This window comes from Rhodovulum sp. HP10 (assembly GCF_047553435.1).
Lineage (GTDB): Bacteria > Pseudomonadota > Alphaproteobacteria > Rhodobacterales > Rhodobacteraceae > Rhodovulum.
Genome location: NZ_CP180201.1, coordinates 1,211,429 through 1,237,442 on the forward strand (window position 1 = coordinate 1,211,429; position 26,014 = coordinate 1,237,442).

The following is a 26,014-nucleotide window of genomic DNA, read 5'->3' on the forward strand; positions in this document are numbered from 1 at the left end:
TCCCTAATTCGCGGCCTCGGGCGCATCGCCCGTCCAGCCGCCGGCTTTCGTTTCGACGAAGGCATCGGCACAGCGCTTGGCCAGCGCCCGCACCCGCCCGATATAGGCCTGGCGCTCGGTGACCGAGATCACGCCGCGCGCGTCCAGAAGGTTGAAGAAATGGCTGGCCTTGATGCACTGGTCATAGGCCGGATGGACCATGACGATGCGCTTGCCGCTGCGCGGGTCGTCGGCCGGCTGATCGAGGATGCGGGCGCATTCGGCCTCGGCCGCCTCGAAGAACTGCAGAAGCTTGTCGGTGTCGGCCACGTCGAAGTTCCAGCGGCTGTATTCCTCCTCGGTCTGGCGGAACACATCGCCGTATTTCAGTGCGATCGGCGCATCGGGATCGTTGAATGGCATGTCCATCACATGATCGATGCCCAGCACATACATCGCCAGCCGCTCCAGCCCGTAGGTCAGCTCGCCCGAAACCGGATGGCAGTCATGGCCGCCGACCTGCTGGAAATAGGTGAACTGGCTGACTTCCATGCCGTCGCACCAGACCTCCCAGCCCAGCCCCCAGGCGCCCAGAGTCGGACTTTCCCAGTCATCCTCGACAAAGCGGATGTCGTGATAGTCGAAGTCGATGCCGATGGCGGCCAGCGAGCCCAGATACAGCTCCTGCAGGTCGGGCGGGCTGGGTTTGATCAGCACCTGATACTGGTAGTAATGCTGCATCCGGTTGGGGTTCTCGCCATAGCGCCCGTCGGTCGGCCGCCGCGAGGGCTGGACATAGGCCGCAGCCCAGGGCCGGGAGCCCAGCGAGCGCAGCGTGGTCGCCGGATGAAAGGTGCCCGCGCCCACTTCCATGTCGTAAGGCTGCAGGATCGCACAGCCCTTCGACGCCCAGTAGGTCTGGAGCCTGAGGATGATCTCTTGGAAACTGCGCGGTTTGCCGTCGCTCATGGCGCCTTGAATCCCCTGTCCCGGTGGATGACCGGGCCTCAATAGGCAAGCGATGCAACAGGGTCAATCAACCCGACACGAAAGGGTCTTGTTGACGTGCATTAAACGACGTTCCTGCTAGGGTCGCGACAGATTCGCCGCACCGGCGAAAACGGACTGGACGACAAGGTTTACAAGACTGATGAGATTTCTAGCAACGATCGCCTTCGTGCTCTTGGCGGCGATACCTGCCGCCGCGCAGGACCGCGCCTGGGTGCAGGTCGAGGCCCATCCGACGCTGCGCGAGACCGAAGAGCGTGCCCGCGCCTATGCGGCCACCCTCAAGGACGTGGGCGCCTACCGACTGAGTTCCGGCTGGTATTCGATTGCCGTCGGCCCCTATTCCACCACCGAGGCCGAAGCCGAGCTTGCCCGCTACAAGGCCGCAGGCCTTGTTCCCGCGGACACCTTCATCGCCGATGGCACGAGTTATGAACGGCGGGTCTGGCCGGCCGGCGCCCGGATGCAGGACCCGGCCTCCGACAGCGCGGCCCCGTCCGCGACCGTGGCAGCCCCGGCAACGGCGGCTCCGGCCGACCCCGGGCCCGCCGCGCTGCCCGACGAGACCCCGTTCGAGGCCCGCCAGTCCGAGGCCCGGCTTGACAGGACGGCCCGGCTGGAGATCCAGACCGCGCTGAAATGGGAAGGGGTCTACAGCTCGACCATCGACGCGGCCTTCGGCCCGGGTACCCGCCGCGCCATGGCCGACTGGCAATCGGCGCAGCGCTACGAGCCGACCGGCGTCCTGACCTCGCAACAGCGGGCCGAACTGGTCGACGGTTACAAGGCACAGATCGCGCGCCTGGGCATGACCCCTGTCGACGAGCCCGAGGCTGGGATCCGGATCGAGATGCCGATGGGCCTTGTGAAGTTCGACCGCTACGAACCGCCCTTCGTTCATTATGCCAGCCGCGGCGACAGCGGGGTCACGGCGCTTCTGATCAGCGAGCGCGGCGACCAGTCGACCCTGTTCGGCCTTTACGACGTCATGCAGACGCTGGAAATCGTGCCGCTGGAAGGCCCGCGCGAACGCTCGTCGCGAAGCTTCACGCTGACCGGAAAGAACGACCGGCTGCAATCCTACACCCATGCCGAGCTGACCGGAGGCATGGTCAAGGGCTTCTCGTTGATCTGGCCCCCGTCTGCGGACACCAAGCTGATGCAGCGCGCGGTGGCGATGATGAAGGACAGCCTCGATTCGGTGCCGAATGTGGCGCTTGACGAGACGCTGGGGGAGGCCACGGATGAGCAGCGCGCCGACATGCTCTCGGGGCTGGAGCTGCGCAAACCCGAGGCGACCCATTCGGGCTTCTTCGTCGATGCCAGGGGCGCGGTCCTGACCACGACCAACGGCCTTGAGGCCTGCCGCCGCATCACCATCGGCCCCGAGCTCGAGATGACGCTGGCCGCGACCGATGCCGCTCAGGGGCTGGCACTGCTCCGGCCCGGCCGGACGCTGGCGCCGATCGGCTTCGCCGAATTCGCACCGGGCGTGCCGCGGCTTCGAAGCGATATCGCGGTCGCGGGCTTTTCCTATGGCGAGGTGCTGGATCTTCCGGTGCTGACCTATGGCGTGCTGGCCGATCTCAAGGGGCTTTCGGGCGAAGAGAATGTCGACCGCCTCGAACTCGACGCGCTGCCCGGCGATACCGGAGGCCCGGTGCTCGACGCCTCGGGCGCAGTCATCGGCATGCTGCTGGCCACTCCCGACGGCGCCCGGCAACTGCCCGAGCAGGTGCGCTATGCGGCCGATGCCTCGGCGGTCGGGGCCTTCCTCACGGCCAACGGGATCGCACCCCGCAGCTCTTCGGCAACAGGCGCCCTGCCGCCTGCCGAACTGTCGCGCCGTGCGGCCGACATGACCGTTCCTGTCTCCTGCTGGAACTGACCCCTGCGGGCGGGGGCGGATTTAGGTCCGCCCCCCTTTCAAACCCGCCCCGTTAAAACCTGCCACCTCCAGACCAGTCCAGACGCGCTCACTCGGGCCCGCTCATTCCCGCCGGTTCAGCCCCGCAGTTTCAGGCCCGCCAGAACTGCACGGTGAAGATCGCGAAGACCACCATCAGTTCGAGCCGGCCGACAAACATCGCCATCGACAGGATCCATTTGGCGATATCGTTCAGCCCCGCGAAATTGCCCGAAGGCCCGATCTTGTCGCCGAGCCCCGGCCCGATATTGCCCAGCGTCGTGGCCGCGCCCGACAGCGCCGTCGTCGCATCGAGCCCGGTCGCACCCAGCAGCACCGAGACGACCCCGAGCGCCACCACGAAATAGACGAAGAAGGACATGACCGAGGACAGCACGTCCTCCTCGACCCGCCGCCCGTCATAGCGCGGCTGGAACATCCCGTGCGGCGCGTGGATCGACTTGATCTGGACCCGGATCGCCGAGAACAGAAGCTGATAGCGGAAAATCTTGATCGAACAGGCGGTCGATCCCGCACAGCCTCCGATCAGCCCGATGAAAAAGAACAGGATCACCGGCAGCGCGCCCCAGAGCTGATAATCGGTACTGGAAAAGCCCGTACCCGAGATGATCGAAGTAACATTGAACACCCCCTCGCGGAACGCATGCTCGTAATGATCGCCGTTGGCGAGCACCCGGAACGCCGCAATGACCAGCACGAAGGCCGTAATCACGCCGAGATAGGTCCAGATCTGGCTGTCGCGCAGGATCGGCCGCACCTGACCGGCCAGAAGCTGCACATAGCGCACGAAAGGCAGGCTCGCGAGCACCATGAAGACCGCGGCCACATATTCCGGCACGCCCTGATAAAGCGAGAAGGACGCGTCATGGGTCGAGAAGCCGCCGGTCGACACCGTGCTCAGCGCGTGGTTGAGCGCATCGAAGAGCGGCATGCCGACGACGACGAAGCACAGCATGCAGGCCACCGTCAGGAACAGGTAGATCCCTGAGATCTGCGCCGCGATCTCGACCGCGCGGGGCAAGACCTTGCCACCGGTCTCGAATGCCTCCGAGCGGAAGATCTGCATGCCGCCGACCTTGAGTTCCGGCAGGAACACCATCGCGACGACGATGATGCCGATGCCGCCGAACCATTGCAGCATCGAGCGCCATAGCAGCGTGCCGCGGGGCAGCGCATCAAGCCCGGTAAAGACGGTGGCCCCGGTCGTGGTCAGCCCCGACATCGCTTCGAAGAAGGCATCGACCGGACGCGCCTCGGGCAGGCCCAGCACGAAGGGGATGCCCGCGAAAAGCGGCAGCGCGAGCCAGACCGCCGAGGTCAGCAGGAAGGTCTGGCGGATCGACAGCCCGCCATCCGACCCGCTGGCACAGGACAGCGCCACCAGCCCGCCGGTCAGACCGGTCAGGAGCGCCGACTCCAGAAACGCGCTCCAGTTCGGGTTGCCGTCCCAGAGGTCGAGCGCCATCGGAAACAGCATGGTGGCGCCGAGTACAGCCACCAGGAGGCCGATCACATATCCAACGGGACGCAGGTCGAGCATGGGGCGCAGGCTTGGCCGCAGGACCTCGACCTGTCAAGCAGCCTCAGCGGCCGTGGACCAGCGTCGAGAACAGCTTGGGGTCGAGACTGTCGGCCGCGAAGGTCTCGCCTTCGGTCAGGACGCTGACGGCATCATGGCTGTGCAGGCTCTCCTGATGGCTGGCGATCACGCGAAAATCGCCGATCCGCGGCTCGGTCAGCAGCGCCTCGGCAAACAGCCGGGCGGCATCCTCGACGAAGATCGGATTGGCCGCATTGAGCTCGGCGAAGGCCTGTTCGTCCTCGCGCTTGACCATCACCTGGGTCTCGGTCGGCACCGCCTGGCGGCAAAGATCGATCAGGTCCTCGAACCAGAGACAGTCGCCGCCGGGTTCGAGCGCGACCGAGATCCGTGCCACCGAGCGCTGCGAATGCGGCGTGGCCAGCTGACCGCGCTCGCGCCGCGCATGTTCGGAAAGTTCAAGCGAGCAGGGGCAGGTCGAGCTGTAGACATAGTCGAGATGCATGATCTGTCTGGTCACACCGGCGGATTCCACCAATTCCAGCGCGAAGTCGTAATATTGGAATCCGTCAAGTCCGGAGCGCAGCGACCGCACCTTCACCGGGAACGAGAAACGCATCATGATCCGCGCGTCGAAGCTGTCGAGATCGGCCTTGTAGCTGGCCAGCGCGGCTTCGATCACCTGAAAGCTGAAGGTCCGCTCGGCATGGGCATAGAAGCTGCGCATGATCCGGGACATGTTGATGCCCTTCTTCTCGGCCTCCAGACTGACGGTGCCGGTGACCGAGGTTTCCAGCGTCAGATCGCCGTTGTCGCGGGTATGGAACCGGATCGGCAGGCGGAAGTTGGAAATCCCGACATGCTGGATCTGACGGCGCGCGCCGCGGATCAGGCTGGCCGGACCGTTCTGCAGATCGGGCAGGCTTGCCTTATAGGCCGCGTCGGCCTCGAACCGGTCCGGATAGGTCCGGCTCAGGGACGGATACTCGGGCACCGGCCGCCCCGGGCAAAGCGCCGACAGGGCCGGATCGAGGGTCTCGATCTCGCTCTCGGAAGCCGCTCCGGCCCAGTCGCGCAACAGCGCCAGGGCACGCTCCGCCTCTGCGCGAGTCGGTTCGCGGTCGATGTCGCGGCTGAAAACATTCATCGGGGTGTTCCCTTCTCGACCTCGCCATGCCTCCAAAATGGGCGCAAAGCGCGGAAAGTCCATGACGATGACCCAGATTTTACGACCGATTCTCCGGACCGGCCCCGCCGAAGACGGCTCCGGCAGGGGGCGTCGCGCTCAGATCCGGTCCAGCGCCGCGCGCAGATCGGCCAGCAGATCGGCCGGGTCTTCCAGCCCGACACTCAGTCGCAGAAGACCGGGCCCGATGCCCAGCGCGGCCTTGGTCTCGTCGCTCAGGCTTTGATGCGTCGTGGTCGCCGGATGGGTGATGATGCTTTTCGCATCGCCGAGATTGTTCGACAGGCGCCAGATCTCGAGCTCGTTCAGAAACCGGAAGGCGGCCTCCTTGCCGGCCGCGAGATCCAGCGCGAGAAGTGTGCCGCCCTCGGGGAAAAGCGCATGCCCCGGATGGCTGGCAAGCCCCGGATAGATCACCCGGGCAAAGCGCGGATCATTCTCGAGTTCTTCGGCGATCAGCCGCGCCCCGGCGGCCTGGGCGCGCACCCTCAGATCGAGCGTTTCAAGCCCCTTGAGCATGACCCAGGCATTGAACGGGCTGATCGCCCCGCCGGAATGCTTCATGTAGGTCTGCACCGGCCCGCGGATCACCTCGCGCGGCCCGAGGATGGCGCCGCCCAGACAGCGGCCCTGCCCGTCGATATGCTTGGTCGCGGAATAGACCACCAGATCGGCGCCCTGCTCGAAGGCCCGCGAGAAGACCGGCGTCGCGAAGACGTTGTCCACGATCACCCTGGCACCCGCGGCATGGGCAATCGCGGCCACGGCGGGCAGGTCGACCACCTCGAGCACCGGATTCGAGATCATCTCGAAGAAGACCGCGGCGGTCCCGGGCGTCACCGCCGCGCGCCAGGCCTCCAGATCGGTGCCGTCGACCAGCACCACCTCGACGCCGTAGCGGCCGAGAACCTCCTCGAGGATGTAGAGGCAGGAGCCGAACAGCGCCCGTGCCGCAACCACCCGGTCGCCCGCCTTCAGAAGCGCCATCAGTGCACCATTGACCGCCGCCATGCCCGAGGCACAGGCAAAGGCATCCTCGGCGCCCTCGATCATCGCCAGCCGGTCCTCGAAGATCGCGACCGTCGGATTGCCATAGCGGGCATAGATGAATTCGTCGCGCCCGGCCTTCTCGAACCGGGCCTCGGCGGCTTCGGCGCTGGGATAGTCGAAACCCTGGGTCAGGAAGAGCGCCTCGGACAGCTCTGCATACTGGCTGCGGCGCGCCCCTTCATGAACCGCCCGCGTGCGTTTCGTCCAGTCCCGTTCCATGGCGCACCTCCTGCGCAAAACAAAAAACCCCCACCGTCACAGACGCCGGGGGCAAGCTCCGACCTCTTTAGCGGTTTGTTTAACGTGGCCCGCAATCCGGTGAACAAATCGCCACGAGAGCATTGGGTATGCCCTCTCCGGCAGGGCGTCAAGCGTCGTCATGCAGCTTTAACAGCGGCTTCACGGGGCTGTTTCAGAGTTTTCGTATCGGTTGGCCGCACGGAACTTTCGGAGCGGACGGGATGCCCCTGATCCAGGTCAACGCCACCGGAGAACGGCCCGAACCCCAGGGCGGGACGGCACGGCTTGGTCCGCTGCTCGACCGCGCGCTGGCGGGGCTGGCGCCCCGCGCCCCGGTCGCGGTCCTCATCCACGGTCTCAAGTTCAGCCTCAGCGATCCGGCGCAAAGCCCGCACCGGCATATCCTGGCGCTCGCCCCCGAGGATCGCTGCTGGAAGGCGGTGTCCTGGCCGAGGGCGCTTGGCTTTACCGGGCAAGGCCGGGCCGAGGGGCTCTGCATCGCCTTCGGCTGGGAGGCGGGGCACAATGTCTGGCGGGCCTATGAGGAGGCGCCCCGGGCGGGTCTGGCGCTGGCCCGGCTGATCGAGGCGGTGCGGGAGCGCGCCCCCGGGCGCCGTGTCGATCTTCTCGCCCATTCGCTGGGCGCGCGGGTCGCGCTGTCGGCGATGTCGGGTCTTGCCGAGGGTGCGATCGGTCATGCGGTGCTGATGGCCCCGGCCGAATTCGCCCCGGCGGCGCGATCGGCGCTGGGCTCGGCCGCGGGGCGGCAGGCGCGGGTACTGAATGTCACCAGCGGCGAGAACGACCTTTACGACTGGCTGCTCGAACGCTTCGTGGCGCGGCGGGGCGACGGGCCGACGCTCGGGCGCGGGCTCGGCCGCACAGAGCCGAACTGGACCGATCTGCGCATCGACGATGCGGCGACGCTGGCGGCGCTGGCCCGGCTGGGCCATCCGGTCGCGCCGCCCGAGCGGCGGGTCTGCCACTGGAGCCCCTATGCCCGGCCCGGCATGCTGGAGCTTTACGCGGCGCTGATCCGGGGCGCCCTGCCCTACGATCTGCTCCGCGCCCGCCTTCCCGAGGCCCGGGCCGCGCGCTGGTCACGCCTTCTTGCGCTGCCCCGGGTCGCACTGCCCTTGCCCTTCGCCGGAAACGCCCCATCCTGAGCCGCGAAACGGAACGGGAGACGCGAATGACATCCGAGATCGAGCTTTACTACTGGCCCACGCCGAATGGCTGGAAGATTTCCATCGCGCTCGAGGAAATGGAGCTGCCCTATCGGCTGACCCTGGTCGATATCGGCGCGGGCGACCAGTTCAAACCCGACTTCCTGAAGATCGCGCCGAACAACCGGATGCCCGCCATCATCGACCCCGACGGACCGGATGGTGCGCCGGTCTCGATCTTCGAATCGGGCGCAATCCTGCAATATCTGGCCCGCAAGACCGGGCGCTTCTGCGGTCGGACCGAGCGCGAACGCATCGCGGTCGACCAGTGGCTGATGTGGCAGATGGGCGGGCTCGGCCCGATGGCGGGCCAGGCCCATCACTTCCTGAAATACGCGCCGAGCCTCGAGCCGCCGCAGGACCTGCCCTATGCCAAGGACCGCTACCGGGCCGAGGTCGCGCGGCTTTACGGGGTACTCGACCGGCAGCTGGCGCAAGCGGAGTTCGTGGCGGGCGATTTCTTCTCGATTGCCGATATGGCGATCTGGCCCTGGGCCTCGAACTGGGAAGGACAGGAACAGAACCTCGATGACAAGCCGCATATGGCGCGTTGGCTGGAAAACGTGGGCACCCGTCCCGGGGTGCAGCGGGGCCGGGCGCTGGCGGCCGAGAAGAAGGCCGATCTCAGCACCGACCGCAAGGCGCAGGCCATGCTGTTCCGGCGGAGTTAGGCCCGACGAGCCAGCGCCCGGGGGCAGGCCGGGGCCGGGCGAAAAATCTTCGTCGAAGATTTTTCGTCCCGCTCAGCCCTCGCGCCCTTTCTCCTCGAGGCCATAGCGCTTGAAGAGCCGCCCCTGTGCCATGAAGAAGCCGAAGATCGCGACGGTCAGCCCGAAGGTCTTGAAATTGACCCAGGCATCGGTCGACATCGTGCGCCAGATCGCCTCGTTCAGGACCGCGAGCCCGACGAAGAACAGCATCAGCCTCCGGGTCAGGATCATCCAGCCCGCCCGTTCCAGAGGCACTGCCTCCTCCAGCACATATTGCAGGTAGGATTTCCCGCGCAGAAGCCCGAAGCCGAGGACCGCGGCGAACAGCGCATAGATCGCGGTCGGCTTCATCTTGAAGAAGCGCTCGTCGTTCAGCCAGACCGTCAGCCCGCCGAACACAACGACCAGCACCGCCGTCGCGATCTGCATCTTCGAGACATGCCTGGTCAGCGCCCAGAGGATCGCCGTCGAGATCAAGAGAAGCGGAATGAACCCCGCCGTCGCCAGTATGAAGCCCTCGTATTCGGTGCCGGCGATGGTGAAGGTCCGGTCGCGTAGCCGCAGATAGGCGACGAAAAAGGCCACGATCGGCCCCAGTTCCAGCGCCAGTTTCAGCCCCGGATTGATCTTGCGCTTTTCGGCCATCGGCCTCAGCCTCCCATCTCGACAATCACCGCCCCGGCCGCGATCAGCGCCATCAGCGCCAGCCGCCGCGGCCCCACCTTCTCGCCCAGGACCAGCCAGCCGATCAAGGCCGCAAATACGGTCGAGGTCTCGCGCAGCACCGCCGCCTCGCCCACCTTGTCGAGCCGGGTTGCCATCATCACCGCGCCGAAGCTCAGGAAGGCCACGAGCCCGCCCGCAAAGCCCCGCAGCATCAGCGGCCCCGGCGCCGGGCGCCCGGCCATCTGCCGCCAGCGCATCAGCGCCAGCCAGGGCATCGTGCTCAGCCCGTCGATGAAGAAGAACCAGGCCAGGAAGGTGAAGGGATCCGCCGTCGCCCTGATGCCATAGGCATCGAAGGTGGTATAGGCTGCGACGAAGCCGCCGGTCAGCACCGCGAAGGCAAGCGCGGGTTTCAGCGTCTCGCGATCCGTCGCCCAGTGCCGCAGGTTGTAGACCGCAAGCCCGTAGATCCCGGCCAGAAGCACCGCGATGCCGAACCATTGCATCGGCCGGAAGACCTCGCCGAACAGCGCCCAGGCCCCGATCACCGTGAACAGCGGCCCGGTGCCCCGCACCACCGGATAGACGACCGTGTAGGCGCCCTTGGTATAGGTGTAGCCCTGGGCGAGCTTGTAGCCCAGATGGATCGCGAAGACGCCCGCGAAGATCGGCCACATATGCGGCTCGGGCCAGGGCACCACGAACAGCGCCACCGGCGCGGCCATGACACCGTAGGAGAAGTCGATCGCGCCGCGCGACAGCCAGGGATCGTGCCGTCCCTTCTGCAGCGCGCCGAAGACCGCATGCAGCACCGCCGCCGACAGCGCCAGAACCAGCGCCAGATCATGCCCGGCGGAGGTCCCCTCGACCGAGGCGATCCAGTCGGTCATCGTCGTCCGATCCCTCGCCCTGCCCCCCCGGGCGGGCTATCTGCCCATAGGGAAGGATCAGGAGGAAGGCAGATGCTGGACAATCTCGCAGCCGAGTTTTCCGAGCCGTTCGGCGGAATGCCGACGGAGGTCGCGATACTTCGGCTGGTCGCCGCGATGACGCTTGGCGGTCTGATCGGCTTCGAGCGCGAGCGGCGCGGCAAGCCCGCCGGGCTGCGCACCCATATGCTGATCGCGCTGGCCGCCTGCCTGTTCACGCTGATCGCGCTGCGGATGATCGACGCGGCCAGCGCGGGCGATGTCACGCTCCGGATCGACCCGTTGCGGCTGATCGAAGCGGTGACGGCGGGCGTGGCCTTCCTGGCCGCCGGGGCGATCATCACCAATCGCGGCGGCGTCCGGGGGCTGACCACCGGCGCCGGCATGTGGCTGGCGGGCGCCATCGGGCTGGCCTGCGGCACCGGGGCCCTGCCGCTGGCGGGACTTGCGACGCTGGTCGCCCTGATCGTGCTGGGGGTCGTCCGGCTGCTCGAATAGCGCGCTCCGCCCGGCGCGGCCTCAGTCATCGAGCCCGGCCAGCGCGTTGGCGAAATCCTCGGGCTCGAAAGGCGCCAGATCGTCGATCTGCTCGCCCAGACCGATGGCATGGATCGGCAGGCCGAAGCGGTCGGCCAGCGCCACCAGCACGCCCCCCTTGGCGGTGCCGTCGAGCTTGGTCATCACCAGCCCCGAGACATCGGCAAGCTTCCGGAAGATCTCGACCTGGCTCAGCGCATTCTGGCCGGTGGTCGCATCCAGCACCAGCAGCGTGTTATGCGGCGCGGTCTCGTCGCGCTTGCGGATCACCCGCACGATCTTGGCAAGCTCCTGCATCAGGTCCTGCCGGTTCTGCAACCGCCCGGCGGTGTCGATCATCAGAAGGTCGGTGCCCTCGGCCTCGGCCCGGGCCATGGCGTCGAAGGCGAGGCTGGCCGGATCGGCGCCCGGCGGCGCGGTCATCACCGGCACGCCTGCGCGTTCGCCCCAGACCTGAAGCTGTTCGACGGCGGCGGCGCGGAAGGTATCGCCCGCGGCCACGATCACCGACTTGCCCGCGTCGCGGAACTGGCTGGCGAGCTTGCCGATGGTGGTGGTCTTGCCCGAGCCGTTGACGCCGACCACCAGCACCACCTGCGGTTTCTTCGGATAAAGCGGCATCGGCCGCGCGACGGGCTCCATGATCCGACCGATTTCCTCGGCCAGCAGCGCCTTGATCTCATCGACCGACAGCCGCTTGCCGAACCGCCCCTCGGCCATGTTGGCGGTGACCCGCATCGCGGTATCGACCCCCATATCGGCCGAGATCAGCAGCTCTTCGAGGCTTTCCAGCATCGCATCGTCAAGCTCGCGCCGGATCACCGTCTTCTTCTGCCCGGACGTCTTCCGCTCCGGGGCCGTCTCGTCGGAGCGCCCGAACACGCGACCGAAAAACCCCCGGCGCGGCGCATCCGCCGCGGCCTCTTCGCCGCCCCCGTCTCCGGGGCCGGTCATATCCTGCCGAATTTCGTCCGGAGCCGCGGGGGGCAGATCCGAGGGCAGCTCGGCCGGAATGTCCGCCGGGATCTCCTCGGGCATCGAAGGCGGAACCTCATCGGGCCAGCCGGGCGCTTCCTGCGGCGGCTCGGGCGGGTGCTCGGAGGGGCCCGGCGGGATGTTCAGCGGCTCGGGATCGGGCACAGGCACCGGAGTCGGAGCCGGTTGCGGCTCGGGGTCCGGAACCGGAACGGGCTCGGGCGTCGGCGCCGGCTCCTCGGGCGCAGGCTCTGGCACCGGCTCCGGGGCAGGATCTGGGGCAGGGCCCGGTTCAGGCGCGGGTTCAGGTTGCGACCTAGGGTCAAGTTGCGGTTCCCCGGATCCGGGCGCAGGGACATGGGGCGCCGCTTCGGCAGCGCCCGAAACCAGCGGGCTCGGAGGGTCTTCTTCGCGCGGCGCCACCGGCTCCGGCCTGTCATCGGCCGCGGGAGTTGGCGCGGGAGCGGGTTCGGGAGCGGGTTCGGGAGCGGGTTCGGGAGCGGCGGGAGGGACCGGGGCCGAAGCGGTCTCGTCGGGACCGATGGCGGCGGATGCCGCCTCCTCTTCGCGCCCGCCATCGCGCACGATCTCTTCCAGACCCTGCTCGATCTTCGAGGACGACTTGCCGAGCCGCTGTCTGAGCTTGCTGAAAAACGCCATATCGTCTCCTGCGCCTCCCCTGTGAGACCCTGTCCTGACCTATGCGGAAACGCCCCGATATGGAAGGGGGCGCGCCCGGCGCCATCTTCGCCGCAGGCGCCCGCCGACGCCATGGTTCCCCCCGACGCACCCTGCCGATGCCCCTGCCCGCCGACGCAGCCGCCCCCGCGCGGCGGCGCTGGCGAACCGGGACCGGCTCTGGCAAAGTGAGGACAAGGACAGACCGGAGGATCACCATGCGCCGCGCACCGACCGCCCTTCTTCTCGCCGCCGCCCTGCCCGCCCTGGCGGCCGGGCTGACCGCAGCCGAGGCCGCCGAGCCGATGTCTGGGGCCGCCTTCGACAGCTATGCCACGGGCAAGACGCTGTTCTATGCCTCCGGGGGCCGCGCCTACGGCGCCGAACAGTATCTCAGCGGCCGCCGCGTCATCTGGACCTTCCTCGATGGCGACTGCGCCGAAGGCGTCTGGTTCGAGGCGGCCGGGCAGATCTGCTTTCGCTATGACCGCGACCCGGAAGATCCGCAATGCTGGAGCTTCTTCGAATCCGGTCGCGGGCTGATGGCGCGGTTCGAGAACGACCCGGAGCAGACCGAACTGATCGAGGTCAAGCAAAGCCGCGAACCGCTGATCTGCTCTGGCCCGCGCGTCGGCGTCTGAAACGGTTGCAGAGGGTGGTGCGTGAACCGTCGCGCCCTAGCAGGTTCCGCAAGGGCGAGCCGGCCCTGACCACCCGGAAGATGCCGTTCACCCCCTCCGGTCATCAACCCGCGCCACCCCGCGCGGCTTGTGCGGGAAAAGGGGCCGGATCACCTCCAATCCGAAGCCGGTCAGATCGAAACGTGCCATGCTCACCTCCGCTTTCGGAAGCGAAGCACTGACAGGCCGATCAGGGAATTCCGTTTATGGGGTCAGAGCCCAGACCGCGCGCCGGAGGGCCGGACGGCCGCAGATCAGAGCAGAGAGCCCTGTTCGGGCGGCTCGTCGCTCTTGCGGCTGCGGCGCGGCGGCCGGCCGCCGATGGCAAGACGCCCGTCCCGGAACTCGATCTCGAGCGCGCCTGCCTGTTCGGCCACGGCCCGGCTCGTGATCACCTTTCCGCCCGTCCGCACCACCGCAAAGCCGCGCCGGAGCGTTTCCTCATAGCTGAGCCCCGCCCGCATCCGCTCGAGCGCCTCGAGCCGCGCGCGGTGCCGGTCGAGCCCGGCGCCCAGCGTCGCGCGGAGCCGCGCCTCGAGCCGGCTCAGCGCCTCGCGGCCGGTCTCGACGCGGCGCTGCAACAGCTCGGGCCGGACCCGGCGCGCGGTCTTGTCCAGCTCTGACGCCCGCAGCCGCCCAAGCCGCGCCAGTGCGGGCACGATCCGGGCCGCGCGCTCATCGGCGCGGCGGCGGTCCTCGGTCAGCCTGCGCCTCAGACTGGCCGGCCGCAGCGCGGCCCCCGCCTCGGACAACCTTAACCGCTCGCGCGAGACCCGGGCCGACAGCGCCGCAGGCAGACGGTCGGCAGCACGGTCGAGCCGCTGGGCCGCGAAATTCAGAAGCGTCTCGGGCCGGGGCAGCGCGCGCGCCAGATCGGCCAGCCGCTGGCGCCGTTGCATCAGAAGCCGCCCGAGCGCCGCCGAGCGGCGCGCCTCCAGCCCGTCAAGCGCGGCAATCAGATCGAGCCGCACAGGCACCGCCATCTCGGCCGCCGCCGTGGGCGTGGGCGCACGCCGGTCGGCGGCATAATCGATCAGCGTGGTATCGGTCTCATGGCCCACCGCCGAGATCAGCGGAATTTGCGATGAGGCCGCGGCGCGCACCACGATTTCCTCGTTGAAGCCCCAGAGATCCTCGAGGCTGCCGCCGCCACGGGCCACGATCAGCAGATCGGGCCGCGGGATCGCGCCGCCCTCGGGCAACGCATTGAAGCCCTGGATGGCGCGGGCCACCTCGGACGCGCAGGCCGCGCCCTGAACCGCGACGGGCCAGATCAGCACATGGCGCGGGAAGCGGTCGCCGAGCCGGTGCAGGATATCGCGGATCACCGCGCCCGAGGGCGAGGTCACGACCCCGATCACCCGCGGCAGATAGGGCAGCGCGCGCTTGCGTTCGGCCGCGAACAGCCCCTCGGCCGCCAGTGCCGCCTTGCGCTTTTCCAGCATCGCCATCAGCGCGCCGACGCCCGCGGGCGCGATATCCTCGATCACCATCTGATAGCGCGACTGGCCGCCGAACGTGGTCAGCCGCCCGGTGGCGATGACCTCCATGCCCTCCTCGGGCCGGGTCGCCAGCCGCTGGGCGGTGCCCTTCCAGATCACCGAGGCCAGAACGTTCCGGTCATCCTTCAGATCGAGATAGATATGCCCCGAGCGCGGCAGGCTGACCCGCCCGACCTCGCCGCGCACGCGGACATGCGAGAAGGCGCCCTCGACGGTGCGCTTCACCGCACCGGAGATTTCCGAGACGGTGAATTCGGGGGAATTGGGGCCGCCGGGGCCGGTATCATCGATCAGGTCGGACATGGCCCCTTGGTGCCCGGAAATCGGGCGGCGTTCAACTGCCTCCGCGTCGCGCCCGACCGAAGGGCGGCTCAATGCGCGATACGGACCTGCGCCAGCTCGCGCAGATAGACTGCAACGCCCCGGGGGCTTGCCAGATCGACCCGCATCGCGCCCCGGGTGCTCCAGACCAGATAATCGGCGCCCTGCACCAGCGCCGCCTCGGTCGCCGGGCCGAAGGCGCCGTCGATCCGCGCCGCGTAAAGCCCGACCTCGCAAAGCTCGGCCTGTACCGCCCGCCGCTCGTCGGGGCGGAGCCGCTGAAAGCCGGTCTCGAGCAGGTCGGCGCGGTAGGGCGCGGCCAGCAATGCACCGGGGATGGCGGTCGGGGCGAAGGCGATGGCGGGGCGGTTCATCGGGGCACCTCTGGAGTGGCGGTTGCGGATGGAGCGGGGGTTGCGGATCGGTCGGCCCTGGAACGTGGTGGGGCCATCGGGGATCGGTCGGACGGGACGTGCCTTTCGGCGAAACCGGTTAATGGAGCGTTTACCTTTCGGGTATCGCCTGTCGGCGGGGCATCGTTGCGAACAAAGCAAGGCGTTTTCGCGGTCGCTTTCGGGGTGTGTGAGGGCTGCTTGCCCGGGACCGCCGCGCAGCCTACAAGGCGCCGGACGAGAGCTTGGCGAAAGGCGGCAGATGAACATCCTCATTCTCGGCGGCGGCGGGCGGGAACATGCGCTGGCCTGGGCGATCCTGCAGAACCCGAAATGCGACCGGCTGATCGTGGCGCCGGGCAATGCCGGGATCGCGGCGATCGCCGAATGCGCGACGCTCGATATCGAGGATGGCGGCGCGGTCGCGGCCTTCGCCGAAGAAAACGCCGTCGATTTCGTGGTGATCGGCCCTGAGGCGCCGCTGGCCGCGGGCGTGGCCGACCGGCTGGAGGCCGCGGGCATCCTCTGCTTCGGGCCTAGCCAAGCGGCCTCGGCGCTGGAAAGCTCGAAAAGCTTCACCAAGGCGATCTGCGATGCCTGCAATGCCCCCACCGCAAGCTATGGCCATTTCACCGATGCCGCGGCCGCGAAGGCCCATATCCGCGAGACCGGCGCGCCGATCGTGGTCAAGGCCGACGGGCTGGCGGCCGGCAAAGGCGTGATCGTCGCCATGACCCTGGCCGAGGCCGAGGCCGCCATCGACGACATGTTCGGCGGCGCCTTCGGGGGCGCGGGAGCCGAGGTGGTGATCGAGGAATTCATGGAGGGCGAGGAAGCCTCGTTCTTCGTCCTTTGCGACGGCACCGACGTGCTGGCCATCGGCACCGCCCAGGACCACAAGCGCGTGGGCGAGGGCGATACCGGCCCCAACACCGGCGGCATGGGCGCCTATTCCCCGGCGCCGGTGATGACCGAGGCGGTCTGCGCGAAGGCGATGGAAGAAATCGTCCGGCCGACCGTGGCCGAGATGGCCCGGCGCGGCACCCCCTACAAGGGCGTCCTCTATGCCGGGCTGATGATCAGGGACGGCCAGCCCCGGCTGGTCGAATACAATGTCCGTTTCGGCGATCCCGAGGCCCAGGTGCTGATGATGCGGCTTGGCGGGCAGGCGCTCGACCTGATGCTGGCCTGTGCCGAGGGCCGTCTGGCCGGGGCCCGTGTCAACTGGGCCGACGATCATGCCATGACCGTGGTGATGGCGGCGAAGGGCTATCCAGGCGCCTATGAGAAGGGCTCGGTCATCGGCGGGCTCGACGCCCTGCCCGCCGACAGCTTCCGGATGGTCTTCCATGCCGGCACCCGCGCCGAGAACGGCAAGGTGACAGTGGCGAGCGGCCGGGTGCTGAACGTGACCGCGCGCGGCGCAAGCCTCGCCGAGGCGCGCGACCGGGCCTATACGATGATCGACCGGATCGACTGGCCCGAGGGGGTCTTCCGGCGCGACATCGGCTGGCGGGCGCTTTAGCAGCGCGGCTGACAAACGCCATCAAGCACCGGATTTGGCCGGTCTGATCGACCTCTGGCTCGGGCGAGAGCTCTCGGCTCACCGAGATCGCGCCAGAGTGGAGGGATATATGCACCGCGCCAGCCGGGCCGGGACTTTTCCGGCAGCCTGTTCGCCCCCGCTCCGGCCTCAGATCAGCAGCACCAGCATCAGGATCGAGGCCAGCAGAAGCGCCATGCCGAGGATCTCGGCCGCGCGCAGCTTCTCGTGGAAGACCAGCACCGAGGCGAGGATCGAGAAGATCAGCTCGATCTGGCCGAGGCTGCGGACATAGGCCGCGTTCTGCAGCGCGAAGGCGGTGAACCAGCCCGCGCTGCCCAGCATGCCCGTCGCGCCCACCGGCAGCACCGACCGCCATTTCCGCGCCACCCGGGCCAGCTCGCCGGGTTCGCGCCAGGCCATCCAGGCCGCCATGGCCAGCGTCTGCATCGCGGTCACGCAGCTCAGCGCCAGCAGCGCCCGCATGAGCGGGTCGGCACTGTCGACCTGCAGCGTCGCACCGCGATAGCCGATGGCCGACAACCCGAAGAACCCGCCCGCCAGAAGACCGAGCCCCAGCGCGCGCCAGGACATGCCGCCCCAGCCCCCCGGCGGGCGCGACAGCGCGATGACGCCCAGCACCCCGACGGCGATGGCCGCCATCCCCGGCGCCGAGACCGGCTCTCCCAGCAACAGCGCCGAGAAGGCCGCGACCTGGATCGCCTCGGTCTTGGTGAAGGCCATGCCGACCGCGAAGGAGCGCTCCGAGAAAAGCGCCACGGTCGCGAAGGTGGCAATGATCTGCGCCAGCCCGCCGGTCGCGGCATGGGCCCAGAAGGCGGGCGCCATGCCGGGCAGCGCCTCGCCCCGAAGGGTCAGCAGGACGGCAAGCCCCAGAACCGCCAGCGGCGCCGCGAAGACGAAGCGCGAAAACGTCGCCCCGGCGGTCGAGAGGCCAAGCCCCTTCAGCCGCTTCTGCAGCATGAAGCGAACGGTCTGCACCGCCGCCGCCCCGATCGTCACGACCACCCAGAGATCCATGGACGTCCTCGATGCGCCCGCCCCGGTTCCCCGGCGCGCCGTTTGCTCCGCGCGGCCGGGACCCAGCCCGTTGCCCCGCCCGGTGTCTTCCCCGGGACCGTCGGAGCCGCTTTGCTCAGATCTGTTTTTCGGGCAGCTGCACGATCAGCCCGTCCAGCGCCTCGGTGACCTTGATCTGACAGGTCAGGCGCGAGCGTTTGGGATCGGTGGCATAGGCGAAATCGAGCATGTCGGCCTCCATGTCCTCGACCGGCGGAAGCCGGTCGACCCAGTCGGGATGGACATAGGCATGGCAGGTCGAACAGGCGCAGGCCCCGCCGCAATCGGCATCGATGCCGGGCACGCCATTGTCGCGGGCACCTTCCATCACGGTCAGCCCGTTGGCCACATCGATGACATGCTCGGTGCCATTATGTTCGATATAGGTGATCTTCGCCATGACTGCCCCTCGCATTCGGCTATCGGTCGGGGCCGGAATAATCGAGCTTTGCCGCTTTTTCCAGCGAAAGCGGAGCCGCTGGCCCCTGCCGCCGCCCGGCGCGTGCCGAAGGCATTTTCTTCCCCGCCACGCGATGGCATTGTCGCCCCGTCCAGTTCCGGAGACGCCGATGACGACCCAGCCCGCACCCCTTCCTGCCCACCTGACCCTCGACGATTGCGGCCCGGACGACCTGCCCGGCGTGCATGCGATCTATGCCGAGGCGGTCCGGACCGGCACCGCCAGTTTCGAGCTTGCCCCGCCCGAGCTTTCCGAGATGCGCGCGCGCTGGGAAAAGGTGACGAAAGCGGGCTTTCCCTGGCTGGTGGCGCGGGCCGGAGAGCGGGTCGCGGGCTATGCCTATGCCAATACCTTCCGTCCGCGTCCGGCCTATCGCGGCACGGTCGAGAATTCGGTCTATGTCGACGCGGCCTTTCGCGGACAGGGCGTGGGGCGGGCGCTGCTGGCGGCCTTGCTGGCGCGCTGCGAGGCGGCTGGGTTCCGGCAAATGGTCGCGGTGATCGGGGATTCGCAGAATAGGGGCTCGATCGCGCTGCACCGCGCGCTCGGCTTCGAAGATGCGGGCGTGCTGCGGTCGGTCGGCTGGAAGCATGGCCGCTGGCTCGATTCCGTGGAAATGCAGAAACCGCTCGGGCCCGGCGACACAACAGCATTTGACGGCTTGTCCGGCGATTAGCCGCAACGGCGATGGAGCGGCGGCGCCGACGCCCCCGAACCGCTCCTGACGTCCGGCGGGGCGCCCCGGTCGTCCGGATGCTGCCCCCCCGGCCCGGCCTGTCGTCCCGGCCACAGAGGCAGTCTGCGGGGACAGGCGGCCGGGAAGGAATCAGCCCGGCACCACCAGCCGCCCCCGGCATCACCCGCAAGCCGTGCGAAAGGGCCGGGCCGCCGATCCGGCGCTGAATGGCCCCGCCCCCTGCTCTGAGACGACCATCCGGCCGGCCGGGAGCGCGGGAACGCGGCATCCCTTCCTTTGACAGTTTGCAACATCTGGTCCAGCGGACGCTCCTGAGGCAAGGGAAGCCGCAAAAGCACAGGCCGAAGCCCGCAATGCCCCCGACATATCGGGGCGCAGCGGGAAGGAAGCCCATGACAGACATGTCCGACATGAAGCGTCATTCGTTCCTGAAACGCAGCGCGCGGGCCTGCCGCATCGCCGAAAGCGGCACCCTGGCCGCGCCCGCCGTGCTGGCCGGGACACCAATCGTCCTGAAGATGCAGACCTCCTGAGAGGCATCGAACATCGGGGACGAATTTGCCCCCTGATTATGTCGGCCGCGTCGAGGAAATATCGGACGGCTCGAGATCGACGCGTTCCCATGGGCGCCGTGGTTGCGGCCTTCCAGCTGAGGAATGCGGTCGATGACGGGATGCTCGACGCCTCGCATCCGGTCTGGACCTATTGGTACGGCAAGAACAACGTGACCTCGCTCTTCGGCACCGGGCCGGTCTTCGGCGGCTCTGCCAGCAGGATGCCGAGTAGGTTCCACGAGGGCGGCGGCGGCGAGCTGTTCCGCAAGCTGCCCCAGGACGTGATGGGGCTCGAGGTGATGGGCTTTCCGGTCTTTCCGATGCCCGCCCAGCCCTTCGGCTGGATCAGGGACAAGGTCGGCACCCTAGCCGATCCGCAGGGCTTCAGGTTCCGCACGCTGGGGCTGGCCGCCATGCTGGCCGCGCTGCGATCCGGTCTTCGCCAGCGGCATCCTCTGCCTGGGCGGTCCCCTGGCATCCTGATCTCGACCTCGCTCCTGCTGATCGTCGATGCCGCGGCCACCAATGCCTCGATCGCGCGCCTTTACGGCTGCGATCCTGCCCGGGCTGATGCCGGTCGAGCGCTATCTCGTCTATATCGTCGGCCGCTCGATCCTGCAGCCCTCAGCCGTGCCGCGCCCGACCGCGGCCGGGAACCCCGATAGGCCCGTCGCGCGGCTTCAATGGAGGATCGTGACCTGCTTCCTGCCGCTGGCGATGCTGATCGCGGCGGTGCCGGGCTCGATCATGTTCGGGCGGGCGGCACCAACCGAGACGGCCCCGGCAGGCGGGCTGGCCCTGGCCCTCATCTGTCGCGCGCTCAGCTGGCGGCGGCTGCGCCAAAGCGTCTATCTGGCGTCCGCATCCCGGCGATGGTCTGCTGGCGTTTCGTCGGCAGCCACACCTTCCCGGTGGTGGCCTCCTATCCCGGCGGCGGGCAAATGATCGGCCGGATCGTCGAGGGCCTGAACCTGACGCCGATGCGGTTCCCGATCCTCGCCCGGCTTGTCATCGTCCTCCCGGGCGGGCCGCTCGACTGGCCCGAGATCGTCATCCTCTTCGCACCGAGTTTCCTGCCGCTGCTGATGCATTTCGAGATCGACCCGCGGTTCTTCGGCATCCTCGTCGCGCTGGACCTGCAGACGAGCTTCCTGACCCCGCCAATGGCGATGCCGACCTGTTCCCTCAAGGACATCGCGCACGCCCGGGCTGCGGCTGCCCCGGATCGCCCGTTGCGTCATGCCGGTTCTCGCCTGCGTGCTGATCTCGATGGTGCTGATGTACGTCCTGCCGCAGATCGTCTACCTTCGGCCCGAACTGGTTTGCGGATGAGGGCGCGGGCATGAAGGATCTCGAGACGGCACTGGATCTGGGGGCGGTCGAGCTGCGCGACCGGCTGGCACGCGGCGCGCTGTCGGCGCTCGATCTGGTCGAGGCCTGCCTGGCCCGGATCGCCGCGCATGAGCCCGTGATCCGCGCCTGGACCTGGATCGACCCCGATCACGCCCGCGAACAGGCCCGGCGGCTCGATGCCCACCGCGCCTCGGGACGGGCGCTGGGACCGCTTCATGGGCTGCCGGTGGGGCTGAAGGACGTGATCGACACCGCCCGCATCCCGACCGGGAATGGCTGCGCGCTCGATGCAGGCCGGGTGCCCGCGCGCGACGCCTTCGTGGTCGAGCGGCTGCGGGCGGCCGGCGCGCTCATTCTCGGCAAGACGGTGACGACCGAGCTGGCCTTCCTGCATCCGGGCAGGACCCGGAACCCGCATAACCCTGCCCATACGCCGGGCGGCTCGTCCAGCGGCTCGGCCGCGGCGGTGGCCGATGCGATGGTGCCGCTGGCCATCGGCACCCAGACCGGCGGCTCGGTCATCCGCCCCGCGGCCTTTTGCGGCGTGACCGGGTTCAAGCCGACCTTCGGGGCGATCCCGCGGCGCGGGGTCTTGATGCAGTCGCCCCATCTCGACACGGTCGGGGTCTTTGCCGCCGATCCGATGGGCGCGGCACTGCTGGCCGAGGCGCTGTTCGGCTTCGATGAGGCCGACCCGGCCACCAGCCTCGCCCCGCCGGCGCGCCTTCTGGACACCGCCCGCAGCGCGCCGCCGCAGGCGCCTGTCTTCGCCTTCGTCAGGCCGCCGGGCTGGGAGCGGGCCGATCCCGACACCCATGCCGCCTTCGCCGAGCTGACGGCGGCCCTTGGCGATCAGGTCTTAGCCCTCGATCTGCCGCAGGCTTTCGAGACCGCCGCAGAGCAGCGCGCCCGGATCAACATGGCCGAGATGGCGCATCACTATTCCCGCTATGACCGCGACGGGCGCGATCTGCTTGGCGCCGAGACCCGCGACGCCATCGACAGGGGCGCAAGGATGCCCGCGCGGGACTATCTGGCCGCGCTCGACTGGCCGAAGCTGCTGAATGCGGGGCTCGACGAGATCTTCGCACGCTGCGACGCGATCCTCTGCCCTGCGGCGCCGGGCCCGGCCCCCGAGGGCATCGGCACGACCGGCGATCCGATCTTCAACGGGCTCTGGACGCTCTGCGGCACGCCCGCGGTGACGGTGCCGATCCTGACTGCGGGGAACGGCCTGCCGATGGGGGTACAGCTTGTCGGCCCGCGCGGCGACGATGCCCGGCTGCTGCGCAGCGCGCAATGGCTTTACGACTGGGCCGCCGGGGGCTGACCCCCGGCCCTGCAAGCGAGGGACCGCCTGCTGGCCGTCGAGGTGCCGCATCCCGACCTTCGGCAGGCGACCGGCCCTGCCCTTGCGCCGGTCGCGGCCGATCTGCTCCTCGCCGCCCGGTCAGGCCGCGACTGCCCCTTCGCAAGACCGCTCGATCGGGCCTCTTCCTATGACGAGACCGACAAATGCCGGATATGCCGCCCACCGGGTCGCATGCTAGCATCCGGGCAGGCCCAAGGTGGAGTCACGAGGAAAGCACGGGGGGGGATCGCGGGCCGCAAACGGGGAGAGTGCCCTGGAGGGAGGAGAGATGAAGACCACCTTGACCGGCGCGGCCGCATGGCTCGCCCTTGCGCTGCCCATCCTCGCGCAATCGACGGATGTGCCCGACAATCTGGAAAAGCTCGGTAATTTCCGCACGACCGGTACCAAAGATTTCACCTATGTCGAGCAGGACGACCCCTATGCCGACGGGATCCGCCGCACGCTCGAGCGGATCACGCTGCCCGATGGCTTCCGGATAGGGCTTTACGCCGTGGTGCCCGATGCACGGCACATGGCGGTCGGACCGCAGGGCATCGCCACCTTCGTCGGCACCCGCAAGGACAAGGTCTGGGCGGTGACCGACCGCAACAAGGACCGCGTCGCCGACGAGGTGAAGGATTTCGCGCCCTCGCTGACATTTGCCATTCCGAACGGACCCTGCTTCTCGAAGGACGGCTTCCTTTATGTCGCCGAGCAGAACCGCGTGCTGCTGTTTCCGGCCGCCGAGTTCTTCTACGAAAGCCCCGATGTGGCGGCCTTCAGCCTGGTGCCGCAGGGCGCGCTGATCCCGCCCGGAGAGGAAAGCTACAACCACAGCGCGCGGGTCTGCAGGATCGGCCCGGATGGCAGGATCTATATCTCGCTCGGCCAGCCCTTCAATGTCGCGCCAAGGGACAAGCTTGAGCTTTACCGTGAACTGGGGATCGGCGGCATCATCCGGATGAATACCGACGGCACCGGGCGCGAGGTCTATACCCATGGCATCCGCAATTCCGTCGGGCATGATTTCGACCCGGCGACGGGCGATCTGTGGTTCACCGACAATCAGGTCGACGGCATGGGCGACGACATCCCGCCGGGCGAGATCAACCACCAGACCCGGATGGGCCAGCATTTCGGCTTTCCGTGGTATGGTGGGGGCGATGTACGCACCGATGCCTATGCGGGCGAGGAGGTGCCCCATGAGGTGGTGATGCCCGCGGTCGAGACGGTCGCCCATGCCGCCGATCTGGGCATGACCTTCTATACCGGCGACATGTTCCCCGAAGAGTATCGCGGCGCGATCTTCTCGGCCCAGCACGGGTCCTGGAACCGGACCGAGCCGATCGGCGCGCGGGTCATGGTGACGCGCATCGCCGGGGATGGCAGCGCCCGCACCGAGCCCTTCGCCGAGGGCTGGATCGACGCCAATGGCGAATATCTGGGCCGTCCGGTCGATGTGGCCCAGCTTCACGACGGCTCGCTGCTGGTCTCGGATGACCTGGCGGGCGCGCTCTACCGGATCTGGTATGACGGAATGTGAGCCATCCCTTCCCGCCGGGGCGCAAAGGCAGAGCGGCTGACCCGGCCCTGAAGGCACGCGGATCCTGGCCGTCACGGCCCGGCGGGCCTGACCGAAGCCGCCCACCGCCCGCGGATCCAGGCCCGCGCCGGGCGCTCTGCTGCGCTTGGCCCCTGGATCGCCGGACAGGCTGCCCCCCGGATGATCAAACGGGGCATGCTACGCCCTCAAACTGACCGGGAGCTGAAGAACCAAGGCCCTGATTGCACACAATGAATTGCGTTGTCCCCACCCCGGGGCAGGCGCAGTCTGCGCTCCGTCCCGGCGCCCTGAACGCGCCCGAGCCAGCAAGGAGACGGAAATGTCCGATACCAAAGCCAGCCCCCCCGCAGCCACCGAAACCTATTCCTTCCGGCAGAAACTCGTCCATTGGGCCGTGGTCGTGCTGGTCGCCGCCCAGTTTCTTGTCTTCGACGCCATCGGCCGCGATTTCGGCCGCGGCATGAGAACCGGGGACTGGGTCTATTCGCCCGCCGCCACCGGCCATATCCTGTTCGGCTTCGCGATCCTCGCCCTGATGGTCTGGCGGCTCAAGCTGCGCCGCGACGAGGGGGTGCCCGCCCTGCCCGCCGCCGAACCGGGCTGGGCTGCGACGCTGGCACGCCTGAGCCATGCCGCCTTCTACCTGATGCTGCTGGCGATGCCGGTGGCCGGCGCGGTGGCCTGGTTCCGGCAATCGGGCAACGCGGCCGAGATCCACGAGGCCGCCGCCACCCTGCTGATTGCGCTGATCGCGATCCATATCGCGGCTGTCGCGCTGCACCAGTTCCGGTGGAGAAGCAACATCCTGAGCCGGATGATGTGAGCCGGAACGCGCCTCCCGTGCCGACCTCTCCCTGACCGGCCGGGAGGCGCGGCCTGCGGCCCGATCTGCCCGCGGGCCATGCCCCTCCGCCCGGGCCTGTCTGCAGTCAGGGGATACCCAGACCGGCTGAGGCCTGTTTCAAGATCGAAAACCGAGGCTTTCCCGAGACGACCGGAGACCCAAGACGACATGCCCGGACCTCTGCGGGTCAGGCATTGTCCCATCGGCGTCTGTCACATGGAACGAGCCTTGTCGCGGCATTGGTCCGGGTGAGACTGGCGACTTGCCGAGAGCAGGCGTCGGCCAGGGTCTTGGGACCGATGGCGGCACCATGGCGAACCTCTTCGGGTGATCTCCGGGTGCGTGGTATCGCTTTCGATGGCCATCGGGGGGCTTGGAAGGGCTGCCGATCCAGGCTGAACCGGAGGAGCCTCCCCGATGAGCGCCCCGGTCACGGACCTGCCTGCGCCGTTGGAGCGGAGGCCGGGAATGGAGGCTCCGGCATGCCAGACAGAGACGCCTGAAACGCTCGTGCCAGTTTGCGATGATCTGGCTCTGGGCCTGCCTGCCGCGCAGAGCGACAGACCGGCTCGGCGCGGCTGGATGACCATGGTCCGTCGCGAGCGCCAACATCGCCCGGAACAGGATTTCGGGGTGGCGGGATCGCGCCTCCCCGAAATCCTGTATGATCCGCTGTCGATTTGTCGCTCCCCCCAGAAAGGGGGGCAGCGCCCGTTGCGCATCGGGACAGGGCATCGGGACGGGGCTTTGGCTAAGGAAGCCGTGCCGCTGCAGGCACCGAGCGGGTCGGATGCGGGACCGGGAGCCGGAGAGCATGACGCCCGTCCTTCAGGGGCGGCAGTCTGTGCCGGTGGGACGCAACCCCGATGACGGCGCCGGCTTCGCTGCGACCGGCCGGGCGCGGTTGCCTTGATCCGGTCTGACGATCCGTAGCCGTCTCGCCCTTGGTCACGTCGCGACCAGGTGGAGGTCCTTTGGCAAAACGCGTCACCGGATCCTCTGCCGATCCTCCGTATTCC

The 26,014-nt window shown here is 68.3% G+C and carries 25 protein-coding genes, 1 pseudogene and 1 riboswitch; of the genes and pseudogenes, 13 read left to right on the plus strand and 13 right to left on the minus strand.

Features of this window, described 5'->3' with window-relative positions:
* Positions 1-3: 3 nt before the first annotated feature.
* Positions 4-948 carry a glycine--tRNA ligase subunit alpha gene (locus ACK8CO_RS05630; protein ID WP_080615401.1) on the minus strand — a complete coding sequence of 315 codons (945 nt, stop codon included), beginning with the start codon at positions 946-948 and terminating at the stop codon, positions 4-6.
* Between the two features lie 181 nt (positions 949-1,129).
* On the opposite strand from ACK8CO_RS05630, the gene ACK8CO_RS05635 reads away from it, so the two are divergent.
* Positions 1,130-2,875, plus strand: coding sequence for a serine protease (locus tag ACK8CO_RS05635; RefSeq protein ID WP_414898464.1), 1,746 nt, complete (start codon positions 1,130-1,132; stop codon positions 2,873-2,875).
* A 130-nt stretch (positions 2,876-3,005) separates the two neighbouring features.
* Here ACK8CO_RS05635 and ACK8CO_RS05640 read toward each other — a convergent pair whose 3' ends face one another.
* The 3 genes from ACK8CO_RS05640 to metZ all read right to left on the minus strand — a co-directional run bounded on the left by ACK8CO_RS05640 (position 3,006) and on the right by metZ (position 6,909).
* Entirely contained in the window at positions 3,006-4,454 is a 1,449-nt protein-coding gene (locus ACK8CO_RS05640) for a TrkH family potassium uptake protein (RefSeq protein ID WP_080615398.1), read from the minus strand.
* Between the two features lie 43 nt (positions 4,455-4,497).
* Complete coding sequence (gene folE2 / locus ACK8CO_RS05645) at positions 4,498-5,601, minus strand: GTP cyclohydrolase FolE2 (protein WP_080615397.1); 1,104 nt, start codon at positions 5,599-5,601, stop codon at positions 4,498-4,500.
* 138 nt (positions 5,602-5,739) lie between these two features.
* Positions 5,740-6,909, minus strand: a complete 1,170-nt coding sequence (gene metZ / locus ACK8CO_RS05650; RefSeq protein WP_414898465.1) for an O-succinylhomoserine sulfhydrylase — start codon at positions 6,907-6,909, stop codon at positions 5,740-5,742.
* A gap of 46 nt (positions 6,910-6,955) precedes the next feature.
* A riboswitch (SAM riboswitch) is annotated at positions 6,956-7,034 on the minus strand.
* A gap of 117 nt (positions 7,035-7,151) precedes the next feature.
* Here metZ and ACK8CO_RS05655 point away from each other — a divergent pair.
* Positions 7,152-8,096 (plus strand): alpha/beta hydrolase, encoded by a 945-nt coding sequence (locus tag ACK8CO_RS05655; RefSeq protein ID WP_080615393.1) that lies wholly within the window; start codon positions 7,152-7,154, stop codon positions 8,094-8,096.
* A gap of 26 nt (positions 8,097-8,122) precedes the next feature.
* The gene (locus ACK8CO_RS05660) at positions 8,123-8,827 is read left to right on the plus strand and encodes a glutathione S-transferase N-terminal domain-containing protein (RefSeq protein ID WP_080615392.1); all 705 of its coding nucleotides are present in this window, start codon (positions 8,123-8,125) and stop codon (positions 8,825-8,827) included.
* Between the two features lie 72 nt (positions 8,828-8,899).
* Here the strand turns inward: ACK8CO_RS05660 and ACK8CO_RS05665 are convergent, their stop codons facing one another.
* A complete protein-coding gene (locus tag ACK8CO_RS05665; RefSeq protein WP_414898466.1) occupies positions 8,900-9,511 on the minus strand; it encodes an inner membrane-spanning protein YciB in 612 nt (203 codons plus the stop codon).
* A 5-nt stretch (positions 9,512-9,516) separates the two neighbouring features.
* Positions 9,517-10,422 carry an EamA family transporter gene (locus ACK8CO_RS05670; protein ID WP_080615390.1) on the minus strand — a complete coding sequence of 302 codons (906 nt, stop codon included), beginning with the start codon at positions 10,420-10,422 and terminating at the stop codon, positions 9,517-9,519.
* Positions 10,423-10,494: 72 nt separating this feature from the next.
* Here ACK8CO_RS05670 and ACK8CO_RS05675 point away from each other — a divergent pair, with 72 nt between their 5' ends.
* Positions 10,495-10,959: an MgtC/SapB family protein gene (locus ACK8CO_RS05675; RefSeq protein WP_080615388.1), complete on the plus strand. Its 465-nt coding sequence runs from the start codon at positions 10,495-10,497 to the stop codon at positions 10,957-10,959.
* Positions 10,960-10,980: 21 nt separating this feature from the next.
* Here the strand turns inward: ACK8CO_RS05675 and ftsY are convergent, their stop codons facing one another.
* On the minus strand, positions 10,981-12,633 hold the full coding sequence (gene ftsY / locus ACK8CO_RS05680; protein WP_414898467.1) for a signal recognition particle-docking protein FtsY: 1,653 nt from the start codon (positions 12,631-12,633) through the stop codon (positions 10,981-10,983).
* 236 nt (positions 12,634-12,869) lie between these two features.
* Between ftsY and ACK8CO_RS05685 the strand changes: the two genes are divergently transcribed.
* Entirely contained in the window at positions 12,870-13,292 is a 423-nt protein-coding gene (locus tag ACK8CO_RS05685) for a hypothetical protein (protein WP_080615384.1), read from the plus strand.
* Here ACK8CO_RS05685 and ACK8CO_RS05690 read toward each other — a convergent pair.
* The 3 genes and pseudogenes from ACK8CO_RS05690 to ACK8CO_RS05700 all read right to left on the minus strand — a co-directional run.
* Positions 13,273-13,481: pseudogene (locus ACK8CO_RS05690) on the minus strand (transposase); the annotation flags it as partial. The gene ACK8CO_RS05685 and the pseudogene ACK8CO_RS05690 overlap by 20 nt on opposite strands.
* Before the next feature lie 104 nt (positions 13,482-13,585).
* Entirely contained in the window at positions 13,586-15,136 is a 1,551-nt protein-coding gene (gene xseA, locus ACK8CO_RS05695) for an exodeoxyribonuclease VII large subunit (RefSeq protein ID WP_414898468.1), read from the minus strand.
* Between the two features lie 68 nt (positions 15,137-15,204).
* On the minus strand, positions 15,205-15,528 hold the full coding sequence (locus ACK8CO_RS05700; RefSeq protein ID WP_414898469.1) for a peptidoglycan-binding domain-containing protein: 324 nt from the start codon (positions 15,526-15,528) through the stop codon (positions 15,205-15,207).
* Between the two features lie 280 nt (positions 15,529-15,808).
* On the opposite strand from ACK8CO_RS05700, the gene purD reads away from it, so the two are divergent.
* A complete protein-coding gene (purD, locus tag ACK8CO_RS05705) occupies positions 15,809-17,071 on the plus strand; it encodes a phosphoribosylamine--glycine ligase (protein WP_414898470.1) in 1,263 nt (420 codons plus the stop codon).
* A gap of 168 nt (positions 17,072-17,239) precedes the next feature.
* On the opposite strand, the gene ACK8CO_RS05710 is transcribed toward purD, so the two are convergent.
* Both ACK8CO_RS05710 and ACK8CO_RS05715 read right to left on the minus strand, forming a co-directional pair.
* A complete protein-coding gene (locus ACK8CO_RS05710; protein WP_414898471.1) occupies positions 17,240-18,130 on the minus strand; it encodes an EamA family transporter in 891 nt (296 codons plus the stop codon).
* Between the two features lie 115 nt (positions 18,131-18,245).
* The gene (locus ACK8CO_RS05715) at positions 18,246-18,569 is read right to left on the minus strand and encodes a 2Fe-2S iron-sulfur cluster-binding protein (protein WP_080615377.1); all 324 of its coding nucleotides are present in this window, start codon (positions 18,567-18,569) and stop codon (positions 18,246-18,248) included.
* A 169-nt stretch (positions 18,570-18,738) separates the two neighbouring features.
* On the opposite strand from ACK8CO_RS05715, the gene ACK8CO_RS05720 reads away from it, so the two are divergent.
* From ACK8CO_RS05720 to ACK8CO_RS05730, 3 genes are all read left to right on the plus strand, one after another.
* Complete coding sequence (locus ACK8CO_RS05720) at positions 18,739-19,305, plus strand: N-acetyltransferase family protein (RefSeq protein WP_414898472.1); 567 nt, start codon at positions 18,739-18,741, stop codon at positions 19,303-19,305.
* Between the two features lie 413 nt (positions 19,306-19,718).
* A complete protein-coding gene (locus ACK8CO_RS05725; protein ID WP_414898473.1) occupies positions 19,719-19,859 on the plus strand; it encodes a hypothetical protein in 141 nt (46 codons plus the stop codon).
* An 89-nt stretch (positions 19,860-19,948) separates the two neighbouring features.
* Positions 19,949-20,545: a hypothetical protein gene (locus ACK8CO_RS05730; RefSeq protein WP_414898474.1), complete on the plus strand. Its 597-nt coding sequence runs from the start codon at positions 19,949-19,951 to the stop codon at positions 20,543-20,545.
* Between the two features lie 15 nt (positions 20,546-20,560).
* Here the strand turns inward: ACK8CO_RS05730 and ACK8CO_RS05735 are convergent, their stop codons facing one another.
* Positions 20,561-20,689 (minus strand): hypothetical protein, encoded by a 129-nt coding sequence (locus ACK8CO_RS05735; protein ID WP_414898475.1) that lies wholly within the window; start codon positions 20,687-20,689, stop codon positions 20,561-20,563.
* A 63-nt stretch (positions 20,690-20,752) separates the two neighbouring features.
* Here ACK8CO_RS05735 and ACK8CO_RS05740 point away from each other — a divergent pair, with 63 nt between their 5' ends.
* From ACK8CO_RS05740 to ACK8CO_RS05755, 4 genes are all read left to right on the plus strand, one after another.
* Positions 20,753-21,226 carry a TRAP transporter large permease subunit gene (locus ACK8CO_RS05740; RefSeq protein WP_414898476.1) on the plus strand — a complete coding sequence of 158 codons (474 nt, stop codon included), beginning with the start codon at positions 20,753-20,755 and terminating at the stop codon, positions 21,224-21,226.
* Positions 21,223-22,563, plus strand: coding sequence for an amidase (locus ACK8CO_RS05745; RefSeq protein WP_414898477.1), 1,341 nt, complete (start codon positions 21,223-21,225; stop codon positions 22,561-22,563). The genes ACK8CO_RS05740 and ACK8CO_RS05745 overlap by 4 nt, the downstream gene beginning before the upstream one ends.
* 310 nt (positions 22,564-22,873) lie before the next feature.
* Entirely contained in the window at positions 22,874-24,130 is a 1,257-nt protein-coding gene (locus ACK8CO_RS05750; RefSeq protein WP_414898478.1) for a PQQ-dependent sugar dehydrogenase, read from the plus strand.
* 340 nt (positions 24,131-24,470) lie between these two features.
* Positions 24,471-24,974, plus strand: a complete 504-nt coding sequence (locus tag ACK8CO_RS05755) for a cytochrome b (RefSeq protein ID WP_414898479.1) — start codon at positions 24,471-24,473, stop codon at positions 24,972-24,974.
* The last annotated feature ends 1,040 nt before the right edge of the window (positions 24,975-26,014 follow it).